We start from the raw sequence: 11,465 nt of genomic DNA, 5'->3' as shown, positions 1-11,465 counted from the left end.
TCGCTAATGCAACTTGACATCAGAGATAGTCGCTCATCCGTCGCCTTCGGCGACACCTTCTCCCACAAGGGGAGAAGGAAGAGCCGCACATCGCCCCGGAAGAATGAAGCGATTGCCCAGCGAATCGTTTCACGTGAAACAATGCCTTCGAGCTAATCGCGTGGTGTTTCACGTGAATCATCCGAAGCCGCCCAACCTCCCCAAGTGTTTCACGTGAGTCACTTGCCAATGCAGAACTGCGAGAAAATAACGTCCAGCATGTCCTCGACATCGACCGCTCCAATGATGCGGCCAAGCCTATCCGCTGCCAGCCGCAATTCCTCGGCCCGCAACTCCTGCCCGCGCTCATCCCCTGCCACTGCCGCAAGCAGGAAGCGCTTCGTCTCATTGAGGAGTTCGACGTGCCGCAGCCGCGACGGCAGGACGTCGCCGGCCTCGCCGATCTGCGCGGCGGCGCGACGGCCGATCTCCGCCAGCAATTCCGCGTGCCCTGTCCCGTCCCTGGTCGAGATTGCCACGTCGTAGCGCGCCACAAGCGATTCATCCCGCAGCAAATCGACCTTCGTCCCGATCCTCAATGACGGGACATCGGCTGGAACTGCGCCGATGGGGACCGGCTCCACCATATCCTCCAACACCAGCAACAAATCGGCAGTGCCGGCCTTGCTCCTCGCCCTTTCGATACCGATCGCCTCGATCCTGCCGGGTGTCTCACGCAAGCCGGCGGTGTCGGTTACTCTTACCCGCATCCCCTCCAGATCCAGCACCACTTCGAGCAGATCGCGTGTGGTGCCGGGCTCTTCGGTGACGATCGCCGCCTCGCGCCGGGCCAGAGCGTTGAACAGGCTGGATTTGCCGGCATTCGGTGCGCCGAGGATGACGACCTCGAACCCGTCGCGGATGATCTCGGCGGCCCGGAACCCTTGGACATGACGTTCGATCTCGTCGATCATCACGCGGACGTCCGACCAGACCGTCTCCGCAACGGAACCCGGCACATCGTCTTCGTCGGCAAAATCGATCTCGGCCTCGATCATCGCCCGTGCATGAATAAGCCGACGGCGCCAGTTGACATAGAGCTCGCTCTGTGCGCCTTCGGCATTCTGCACGGCAAAGCGCCGCTGCGCCTCCGTCTCGGCATTGACGAGATCGGCCAGCGCCTCGGTCTCGACCAGATCGACCTTGCCGTTGAGAAACGCACGGCGGGTGAACTCGCCCGGTTCGGCATGCCTGACGCCGTCAAAGCCGGCGATCGTTTCCAGCATCTTCGCCACCACGGCACGCCCGCCATGGACATGGAATTCGGCGATGTCCTCGCCGGTAAAGCTGTTGGGCCCGGCAAAAAAGACGACCAGGCCGCTGTCGAGCACCGATCCGTCGGGCGCCCTGAACTTGCGATATGCGGCAACACGGTTCTGAACAATCGAACCGGCAATCGTTTCGACGACGAATCGACTCTTCGAGCCGGAAATGCGGATCACGGCAACACCGGCGGGCAGGCGGCCGCTCGACAGGGCAACTATGGAATCACCGGAAATCATTTGCCGACCCAGCACAACCGCCCTAGCTTCGCTTGTTCATTGACAATTGCCGAGTTATCAACCGTGACATTGCCCGCGCAAAATCTACTTGCCGAAGAGGCCAGCCCCTACCTGCAGCAGCATAGCGGCAACCCGGTGCATTGGCGGGCATGGTCGCCGGCGTCGCTTGCCGAGGCAAGGGCGCTCGAGCGGCCAATCCTGCTCTCGGTCGGCTACGCGGCCTGTCACTGGTGCCATGTCATGGCCCACGAAAGCTTCGAGAACGACGACGTCGCCGCCGTCATGAACCGTCTCTTCGTCAATATCAAGGTCGATCGCGAGGAGCGGCCGGACATCGACCAGATCTATATGGCCGCACTGTCCTCGATGGGCGAGCAGGGCGGATGGCCGCTGACCATGTTCCTGACACCGGACGGAAAACCTTTCTGGGGCGGCACCTATTTTCCGCGCGAGGCACGTTACGGTCGCCCTGGCTTCGTCCAGGTGCTGGAGGCGGTCGACAAGGCGTGGCGCGAGAAGAAAGAAAGCGTTAACCAAAGCGCCGACGGCCTGACCACGCATGTCAAGGCGCGGCTGGCGGGCACGCGTGCCAAGGCCGTGCTCGATCGCGACACGCTCGCCACGCTCGCCAACGGTATCGACGGCATGATCGACCGGGATCTGGGCGGCCTGCGCGGCGCGCCCAAATTCCCCAATGCGCCGTTCATGCAGACGCTCTGGCTGTCCTGGCTGCGCGACGGCGCCACAGCCCATCGCGACGCCGTCCTGCTCAGCCTCGAAAAGATGCTGGCTGGCGGCATCTACGACCATATCGGCGGCGGGCTGAGCCGCTACTCCACCGATGCCGAATGGCTGGTGCCGCATTTCGAAAAGATGCTCTACGACAACGCCCAGCTCGTCCGGCTGTGCAACTGGGCTTATGCGGCGACCGGCAATGAATTGTTCCGGGGGCGAATCGAAGAGACGATCGACTGGCTCTTGCGCGAGATGCGCGTCGATGGCGGTGCCTTCGCTGCCAGCCTCGACGCCGACAGCGAGGGCGAAGAGGGGTTGTTCTACACCTGGAGCAGGGATGAGATCGAAACCGCTCTCGGCGACGAATCAGCCTTATTTGTCAAATACTTCACGCTTTCCGGCCCGCATGGCTGGGAGGGCAAGCCGATCATCCACCAGACTGAGGCCCAGCAAAAGCAAAGCGTCGCCGATCGCGACCGGCTCATTCCGCTGAAAGAAAAATTGCTGGCAGCCCGGGAGCAGCGCGTCAGACCCGGGCGTGACGGCAAAATCCTGACCGATTGGAACGGCCTGGTGATCGCGGCTCTCGCCGAAGCCGGGCGCGCTCTGAAACGGATCGACTGGATCGAGGCGGCGGAACAGGCCTTTGCTGCCATTGCCAGCGCTGGTCGAGACGGCCGGCTGCCGCATTCGATGCTTGGCGCAAAGAAGCTTTTTCCGGCGCTGTCGAGCGATTACGCCGCCATGACCAACGCCGCGATCTCATTGTTCGAGGCTACCGGCACATCGAGTTATGCCGAGCTGGCCGGCCAATTCATCGCGCAGCTCGATCAATGGCATAGCGATGAGAACAACATCGGCTACTATCTCACCGCGTCGGACAGCAGCGACGTGCCGATCCGCATCAGGGGCGATGTCGACGAGGCCATTCCGTCAGCGGCCGGCCAGATCATCGAGGCTCTGGTTCGATTGTCTTCGCTTTCGGGCGATCTCGAATTGCAGGAAAAGACCTTGAGGATCGCCGAACACGCGGCCGGCCGTGCGGCGCACCAGGCCTATGGCCAAGCGGGTGTCGTCAACGCCTGTGCCTTGGCGATCGAGCCGTTGAAGCTGGTGCTGGTGGAGAACCCGGAGAATCCGGGGCTTGTTCCGGTCGCGAATCGAAATCCGGACCCGCGCCGGATCGACACTATCGTGCCGGTCGGTTCGGCGACAAACCTGCCGATGCTCCCAGGCGGCGTTCTGCCGCCAACGACCGAGCCCGGCGCCTGGCTGTGCACCGGGCAGGTCTGCCTGCCGGTGATAACGGACACTGAGGAGCTCGAGCGGCGGTTGCGGCGCGGATAGGTGAGGGGGTGCGCGGTTCTCCTTCACCCCTTGTGGGAGAAGGCAGGAAGGGGCAGCGCTGTCCAACCCCTTACGTATTCATCGAATCGAAGAAATCCGCGTTGGTCTTGGTCTGCTTGAGCTTGTCGATCAGGAACTCGATGGCGTCGGTGGTGCCCATCGGCGCCAGGATGCGGCGCAGCACGAAGATCTTCTGCAGATCCTGGCGGGCGACCAGCAGGTCTTCCTTGCGGGTGCCGGACTTGAGGATGTCCATGGCCGGATAAATGCGCTTGTCCGCGACCTTGCGGTCGAGCACGATCTCCGAGTTGCCGGTACCCTTGAACTCTTCGAAGATGACCTCGTCCATACGGCTGCCGGTGTCGATTAGCGCGGTGGCGATGATGGTCAGCGAGCCGCCTTCCTCGATGTTGCGGGCGGCACCGAAGAAGCGCTTCGGCCGCTGCAGCGCATTGGCGTCGACACCGCCGGTCAGCACCTTGCCGGATGACGGCACCACGGTGTTGTAGGCACGGCCGAGGCGGGTGATCGAATCCAGCAGAATGACGACGTCGCGCCCGTGCTCGACAAGGCGCTTGGCCTTCTCGATCACCATTTCGGCGACCTGGACGTGGCGCACCGCCGGTTCGTCGAAGGTCGAGGAGACGACCTCGCCCTTCACCGAACGCTGCATGTCGGTGACTTCTTCCGGCCGCTCGTCGATCAAGAGCACGATCAGATAGCATTCCGGATGATTGGTGGTGATCGAGTGGGCGATGTTCTGTAAGAGCACCGTCTTGCCGGTGCGCGGCTGCGCCACGATCAGGGCGCGCTGGCCTTTACCGAGCGGCGCCACCAGGTCGATGACGCGGGCCGAAATGTCCTTCGAGGTCGGAACATCCATTTCCATCTTCAGCCGCGAGGTCGGGTAAAGCGGCGTCAGATTGTCGAAATGGATCTTGTGGCGGATCTTTTCCGGGTCGTCGAAATTGATCGTGTTGACCTTGAGCAGCGCGAAATAGCGCTCGCCCTCTTTCGGGCTGCGGATCGGGCCTTCGACCGTGTCGCCGGTCTTCAGCGAGAACCGGCGGATCTGCGACGGCGAGATGTAGATATCGTCCGGACCCGGCAGATAATTGGCATTGGCCGAGCGCAGGAAGCCAAAACCGTCCTGCAGCACTTCGACAACGCCGTCACCGATGATCTCGATATCCTGGGTCGCCAGCCGCTTCAGGATCGCGAACATCAGCTCCTGCTTGCGCATCACACTGGCGTTCTCGACCTCGAGCGATTCGGCATAGGCGATCAGCTCTGGCGGTTTCTTGTTCTTGAACTCGGTGAGTTTCATTTCTTGCATCATTAGATGGACTCTGAGTGAGTAAGCATGGGGAAAATATCGGCGGGATGCGACAAATGCCGGGCGCGGCCGAAGCGATGAATGGGCGGCGCATGACGGGAAGGAAGACCCGTCTTTTATCGTCGGTCGACTAAAAGAGCAAGCCGCCTTTTGTGGCCGCTGCGCGTCTCTCTTGACGCGCAAAGGGACGCTGTAAGACTCTTCGAGTCCCGCATCGTACTTTCCGAAAATCGGTTCCGATTTCTGGCCGATGCGGCGGCGTCAAAACGGCTTTACGATGACCAGCACGACGATGACGATCATCAGCAATGTGGGGATCTCGTTGACGATCCGCCAGTGCTTCGCGGGCTTTTCGTTACGGTCCTCGGCGAATTTACGAACCGCACCGGCCAGATAGCCGTGAGCGGCCGACAGGCCAAGCACAGCGGCGATCTTGGCATGCAGCCAGCCGCCCTGAAAACCGAAACCCTTCCAGGCAAGCCAGAGGCCGAACGCCCAGGTGATGATCATGGCCGGATTGATGATACCGCGCAGCAGCCGGCGCTCCATCACCTTGAAGGTTTCCGACTGGACGGAGCCTTTCTCGGCGTCGGCATGATAGACCAGCAGCCGCGGCAGATAGAGCATGCCCGCCATCCAGGAGATGACGGCGATGACATGGATCGCCTTCGCCCAGGGATAGAAATCATCGGGCCCGAACAGGAACAGAAGCGCAGCCAGGACGAGGAAGATGACGATGGCGATCGCTGCTCGACGCATCGCTCCCGCCCCGCTGCTGTCCGCACCACTGTTGGCGTTATTCGTGTCGGTCATCGACGTGCCCGCACCATCTTCACCATCGCCTCGACATGCGCGATCGGCGTCTCCGGCGTGATGCCATGGCCGAGATTGAAGATCAGCGGCCCATCGCCCAATGCTTTCAGGATTGCGTCGACGCCGTCGGCTAGCGCCTTGCCGCCGGCCACCAGCCGCAACGGATCGAGATTGCCCTGTACGGCGCCACCGCGCTGCAGTTCCTTCGCCGTCGTCAACGGCACGGTCCAGTCGAGCCCCAGCCCCGTCACGCCGGTTTTTTGGCGATAGCTGCGATAGTGGGCGCCGGCGCCCTTGGGAAAGCCGATAATCGGAACATTGGGATGGACGGCCCGAACCTGCCTGACGATCTCCGCCACCGGCCCGACGCAAAAGACCTCGAAGGAAACTTCATCGAGCACGCCGGACCACGAGTCAAAGATCTGCACCACATCGGCGCCGGCTTCGATCTGGCGGATCAGATAGGCGGCCGAATGATCGGCAAGGACGTTCAGCAGCTGCAGGAAAGCCGCCGGCTTGCGATAGGCAAACAGCCGCGCCGGCGCCTGGTCGGAGGTGCCGTGGCCGGCGATCATATAGGTCGCCACCGTCCACGGCGCGCCGCAGAAGCCGATCAGCGTCGTGTCATCAGGCAGCTTGGCCCGCAAACGTCTGACCGTCTCATAGACCGGTTCGAGATTCACGTGAAACGTTTCGCCGTCGAGAGCCGCAATCTCCGTTGCCGAGATCGGCGTCAACAGCGGCCCGCGGCCCTCCTCGAAGCGCACGTCGCGGCCCAGCGCATGCGGCACGACAAGGATATCGGAAAACAGGATCGATGCGTCGAAGCCGAAGCGTTCGATCGGCTGCAGTGTCACTTCCACGGCAAGATCGGGATCGTAGCAAAGATCGAGGAATGACCCTGCCCGCCTGCGTGTCTCCCGATATTCCGGCAGATAGCGGCCAGCCTGGCGCATCATCCAGATCGGCGGCGGAAACGCAGCCTTGCCCTTCAACACGTCCAGCATGATCCGGTTTTCAGGCATTCAGCACTCGCCTCTCCAGGCTTCTCTATAATTAAATATTCTATTTCTAGGAATCTTATGATTCTAAGAGTCTGTTGGTATCGGTGGTTGTTTCCTGTCCCGCTTTGCCCCGGAAAAGGCCAGCCAGCATATTGTCGCGTGCTTCTTCTGCCGGATAGGAGGACTTTGGGGACAGTTGGAAATTTCCAACTGGGAACAATGCGTTGCCGCCCGCGCAAAGAAAACGGACCTGTGGATAACGCCTAGTCAAAAAAGCACGTCCCCGAACTTGTCCCCAGCCGCCCGACGAAGCCGACAGCGCATCGAATTGTGGACAAACTGGCATCTGATACAGTCGCCCCGAACCGGCCGATCTTTCCGACCGACCTTATCCACATCGGCCCACAGCTTGGAACGAACCCCTGTGAACAAACCCCAGAGCTTCTTTCACCTTCACCTGATTTCCGATGCCACCGGTGAAACGCTGCTGGCGGCCGGGCGCGCGGCTTCCGCGCAATATAAGGATGCGCGCGCCATCGAGCATATCTACCCGCTCATCCGCACCGAAAAGCAGGTGACGAAAGTGTTCGAGGACATAGAGGAGGAGCCGGGCATCATCCTTTATACGGTCGTCGACCAGAACCTCGCCCGCGGCATCGACGAACGCTGCGCGGCAATGGGCCTGCCTTGCGTCTCCGTGCTGGAACCGGTGCTGACCGTGTTCCAGTCCTATCTCGGCACGCCGGCCGGCCGCCGCGTCGGCGCCCAACATGTCCTCGACGCCGAATATTTTCGCCGCATCGACGCGCTCAACTTCACCATGGAGCATGATGACGGACAGCTGCCGGCCAATATGGACGATGCCGACATTGTGCTCGTCGGCATTTCGCGCACCTCGAAGACGCCGACCAGCATCTATCTCGCCAATCGCGGCATCAAGACCGCCAATATCCCGATCGTGCTCGGCGTGCCGGTGCCGGAAAGCCTGGTCAACGCCGCGAAGCCGCTGATCGTCGGGCTGATCGCCACCGCCGAGCGCATCTCGCAGGTTCGCCAGAACCGCATCCTCGGCAACACCAGCGCCTATGAGCCTACCGACTATGTCGACCGCGCCGCGATCAGCGAAGAGCTTGCCTATGCCCGCAAGATCTGCACCCGGCATGGCTGGCCGATGATCGACGTCAGCCGCCGCTCGATCGAGGAGACGGCGGCGGCTATCGTTGCCCTGCGCGGCAAGACGCGCTAGGGCGTGTGATATTCAGGTGATGCCGGCCTGCAAACGGCGGCTTCCTGCGCTTCCGGTGCTCACGTACGAAAAGTACGCTCCGCTCCGGTTCTCGGAAGCCACCATTTTCGGCTCGGCCTGACCTGAATCTCGACACACCCTAGTGAGCGTCAGGAATCGGGCGATAAAAAATGGCCGAAAAAATCATCCTTGCCTCGAGCAGCTCGTTTCGCAAGGCGCTGCTTGTCCATGCCGGCGTGGCGGTCGAGGCGGTTCCGGCGGAAGTCGACGAGCGCGCGCTCGAAGCGCCCTTGCAGGGCAGCGGTATCTCGCCCGAGGACGTCGCACTGGTGCTTGCCGAGGCCAAGGCCACCGAGGTCAGTGAGCGAAAGCTCGGCGCCCTTGTGCTCGGCTGCGACCAGACGCTGTCGCTCGCCGACGAAGTGTTCCACAAGCCAGCCGACATGGAAGCCGCGCGCCGCCATCTCTTGGCGCTATCGGGAAAGACCCATCAACTCAACAGCGCCGTCGTGCTGGCCCGCGACGGCGCGGCCCTGTGGCGGCATGTCGGCATCGCCAGCCTGACCATGCGAAAGCTCGAGCCCGCCTTCATCGGCCGCCATCTGGCGCGGGTCGGCGCCAAGGCGCTGTCCAGCGTCGGCGCCTACCAGATCGAAGGCGAGGGCATCCAGCTGTTCGAAAGAATAGAAGGCGACTATTTCACCATTGTCGGCCTGCCGCTTCTGCCCGTCCTGGCCATGCTGCGTGACCTCGGCGCCATCGATGGCTGAGGCCGCGAAAAAGGCCTTCGTCACCGGCCACCCGGTAGCGCATTCCCGGTCGCCGAAGATCCATGGCTATTGGCTGGCGAAGTACGGTGTCGACGGCAGCTACCGGGCGATCGACGTCGCGCCGGAGGCTTTTGCCGAATTTGTCCAAACGCTCGCGGCGAATGGCTACCGTGGCGGCAACGTCACCATCCCGCACAAGGAGGCCGCCTTCGCGCTGGCGGCGCGCCGCGACGATGCGGCCGAACAGATCGGCGCGGTCAATACGCTCTGGTTCGAGGGCGGAAAACTGTGGGGCGGCAACACCGACGCCCATGGCTTTGCCGCCAATCTCGACGAGCATGCGCCGGGCTGGGCAGACAATGGCCCGGCCGTGGTGCTCGGCGCCGGCGGCGCCTCGCGCGCGGTCATCCATGCGCTGAAGCAGCGCGGGGTTGACGATATCCGCATCGTCAACCGGACGCTCGCCCGAGCCGAGGAGCTGCGCCACCGCTTCGGCGGGGTCTCGGCCCACAGCACGGCCGCGACCGGCGAGCTGCTTGCCGATGCCGGCCTGCTGGTCAACACGTCAGCGCTCGGCATGCACGGCAATGAAGGCCTGTCCGCCGATCCGGCCAGGCTGCCGCACCATGCCATCGTCACCGACATTGTCTATGTGCCGTTGGAAACGCCATTACTGGCCGCAGCCAGAGCACGGGGCCTGAAGACCGTCGACGGGCTCGGCATGCTTTTGCACCAGGCGGTGCCCGGCTTCGAGCGCTGGTTCGGCATCAGGCCGCAGGTCACTGCCGAATTGCGGCAGATGATTGTCGCCGATCTTGGCGCCCAAGCAATGACCAGGGAATGAAAAGCATGATCGTGCTCGGCCTCACCGGATCGATCGGCATGGGCAAGTCGACGACGGCAAAGATGTTTGCCGAAGCCGGCGTGCCCGTCCACGATTCGGATGAGGTGGTACATCGCCTCTACGTCGGCAAGGCCGCTCCGCTGGTCGAGGCGGCTTTTCCCGGAACGACAAAATCCGGGTCGGTCGACCGCACCAAGCTGGCCGAGCGGGTGCTCGGCGATGCAGCCGCGCTGAAACGACTGGAAGCGATCATCCACCCGCTGGTCCGCGCCGACGCCGACGCCTTCCTGGCCAGGAACCGCGCTGCCGGCGTACCGCTTGTCGTTCTCGACATCCCGCTGCTGTTCGAAACCGGCGGCCGCGACCGCGTCGACAAGGTCGTGGTCGTCACCGCCTCGCCCGACGTCCAGCGCGCCCGGGTGCTGGCGCGGCCGGGCATGAGCGAGGAGAAACTGGCGTCGATCCTGGCCAGGCAGGTTCCCGACGCCGAAAAGCGTAAGGCCGCCGATTTCGTCATCGACACCGGACAAGGTTTTGATGCGGCGCGCGCGGCGGTTAATGCGATTGTCGCCGAACTGGTCGGGGATAAAGCCGGCAAGCCTGCTTAACGGCGCTTGCGTCCGGCGTAATATGTTGCCAATTTGTTCCCATCATGATTCGGCTGAAATAACGCCGGAACCAACGGACTGATTCGATGCGCGAGATCATCTTCGATACGGAAACCACCGGTCTCGATTTCCGTGATGACCGCGTCATCGAGCTTGGCTGCATCGAGTTGGTCAATCGGTTCCCGACCGGCCGCACCTTCCACCATTACATCAATCCGCAAGGACGACCGATTCATGCGGAGGCGCAGGCCGTTCATGGCATCAGCGCCGCCGACCTCATGGGCAAGCCGACCTTCAGCGACATCGCCGAGGAGTTTCTTGCCTTCATCGACGGCGCCAAGCTGGTCGCCCACAATGCCACTTTCGATATCGCTTTCCTCAATGTCGAGTTCGGTCGGCTTGGCCACCCGGTCGTTGATCCCGGACTTGTCGTCGACACGCTGGCGCTGGCGCGCCGCAAGCATCCGATGGGCCCCAATTCGCTGGACGCGCTGTGCCGGCGCTATGGCATCGACAATGCTCGCCGAACCAGGCACGGCGCGTTGCTCGATTCGGAATTGCTGGCCGAGGTCTATATCGAGCTCATCGGCGGCAAGCAGGCGGCGCTCATCCTCGACAGTGCCACGGCGCCGGCCGGCGGCAGAAGAAATGTCGACGATATTGACATCAGCATCGGCGTGAGGCCGATTGCGCTGCCGTCTCGCCTGACCGACGCAGAGCGCAGCGCGCACACGAGCATGGTCGGCACATTAGGCGAAAAGGCGCTCTGGCTGCGCGTCGCCCCCGAAGCGAGTTCCGCGGCATAGTGATTTTGACGGGTGCCGATCGGCAGTGGCGTCGATATGCAAATCTTCGAGATTGGCCGAAAACGCCCCTCCACTTCGTCATCCTAGGGCGGAGCAAGGAGCGACGCGGCGCAGACCCCTGGATCCATGCCGTTACCTCAGCCGAAGAATGCAGCGTTCAGGATCAGCCGACCCGTAGCGATCCTTCGCGCCCCCCTCTGTCCTGCCGGACATCTCCCCCACGAGGGGGGAGATTGGCAGTTTCGGCGCTCCGCTCACTCCGGCAAGGTTGGCGATTGGCGAAAGCCGGTGTGAAGTCCGATCTCCCCCCTTGTGGGGGAGATGTCCGGCAGGAAGAGGGGGCGCTGTCCCATAGGCGCTAACCTTAGGGGTAGACTGGTGGAATCGAGATGTGATTCCTAGGCCAGATGCAGAG

At 62.6% G+C, this 11,465-nt stretch carries 10 protein-coding genes; 6 read left to right on the top strand and 4 right to left on the bottom strand.

The genetic code is table 11. The features are described 5' to 3' along the window. Positions 1-218 precede the first annotated feature (218 nt). Entirely contained in the window at positions 219-1,541 is a 1,323-nt protein-coding gene (gene mnmE, locus AC0L3L_RS35640; protein ID WP_473642002.1) for a tRNA uridine-5-carboxymethylaminomethyl(34) synthesis GTPase MnmE, read from the bottom strand. Positions 1,542-1,604: 63 nt separating this feature from the next. On the opposite strand from mnmE, the gene AC0L3L_RS35635 reads away from it, so the two are divergent. Then, positions 1,605-3,623 (top strand): thioredoxin domain-containing protein, encoded by a 2,019-nt coding sequence (locus AC0L3L_RS35635; protein ID WP_473642000.1) that lies wholly within the window; start codon positions 1,605-1,607, stop codon positions 3,621-3,623. A 70-nt stretch (positions 3,624-3,693) separates the two neighbouring features. On the opposite strand, the gene rho is transcribed toward AC0L3L_RS35635, so the two are convergent. The 3 genes from rho to hemE all read right to left on the bottom strand — a co-directional run bounded on the left by rho (position 3,694) and on the right by hemE (position 6,797). After that, the gene (gene rho / locus AC0L3L_RS35630) at positions 3,694-4,959 is read right to left on the bottom strand and encodes a transcription termination factor Rho (protein WP_027153631.1); all 1,266 of its coding nucleotides are present in this window, start codon (positions 4,957-4,959) and stop codon (positions 3,694-3,696) included. 261 nt (positions 4,960-5,220) lie between these two features. Then, complete coding sequence (gene hemJ / locus AC0L3L_RS35625; protein ID WP_473641998.1) at positions 5,221-5,772, bottom strand: protoporphyrinogen oxidase HemJ; 552 nt, start codon at positions 5,770-5,772, stop codon at positions 5,221-5,223. Then, positions 5,769-6,797: a uroporphyrinogen decarboxylase gene (gene hemE, locus AC0L3L_RS35620; protein WP_473641996.1), complete on the bottom strand. Its 1,029-nt coding sequence runs from the start codon at positions 6,795-6,797 to the stop codon at positions 5,769-5,771. The genes hemJ and hemE overlap by 4 nt, the downstream gene beginning before the upstream one ends. A 403-nt stretch (positions 6,798-7,200) precedes the next feature. Here hemE and AC0L3L_RS35615 point away from each other — a divergent pair, with 403 nt between their 5' ends. The 5 genes from AC0L3L_RS35615 (at position 7,201) to dnaQ (ending at position 11,050) form a co-directional block, all read left to right on the top strand. Then, the gene (locus AC0L3L_RS35615; RefSeq protein ID WP_473485800.1) at positions 7,201-8,022 is read left to right on the top strand and encodes a pyruvate, water dikinase regulatory protein; all 822 of its coding nucleotides are present in this window, start codon (positions 7,201-7,203) and stop codon (positions 8,020-8,022) included. A gap of 170 nt (positions 8,023-8,192) precedes the next feature. Continuing rightward, positions 8,193-8,792: a Maf-like protein gene (locus AC0L3L_RS35610; RefSeq protein ID WP_473641994.1), complete on the top strand. Its 600-nt coding sequence runs from the start codon at positions 8,193-8,195 to the stop codon at positions 8,790-8,792. Further along, positions 8,785-9,636: a shikimate dehydrogenase gene (locus AC0L3L_RS35605; RefSeq protein WP_473641992.1), complete on the top strand. Its 852-nt coding sequence runs from the start codon at positions 8,785-8,787 to the stop codon at positions 9,634-9,636. The genes AC0L3L_RS35610 and AC0L3L_RS35605 overlap by 8 nt, the downstream gene beginning before the upstream one ends. Positions 9,637-9,641: 5 nt before the next feature. Continuing rightward, complete coding sequence (gene coaE / locus AC0L3L_RS35600) at positions 9,642-10,244, top strand: dephospho-CoA kinase (protein WP_473526000.1); 603 nt, start codon at positions 9,642-9,644, stop codon at positions 10,242-10,244. Positions 10,245-10,330: 86 nt separating this feature from the next. Next, positions 10,331-11,050, top strand: coding sequence for a DNA polymerase III subunit epsilon (gene dnaQ, locus AC0L3L_RS35595; RefSeq protein WP_473641990.1), 720 nt, complete (start codon positions 10,331-10,333; stop codon positions 11,048-11,050). The last annotated feature ends 415 nt before the right edge of the window (positions 11,051-11,465 follow it).

It is taken from the genome of Mesorhizobium sp. WSM4849, assembly GCF_055811385.1.
Note: the sequence above shows the minus strand (reverse complement) of the source record. Positions and strands in the feature narration are given on the sequence as shown.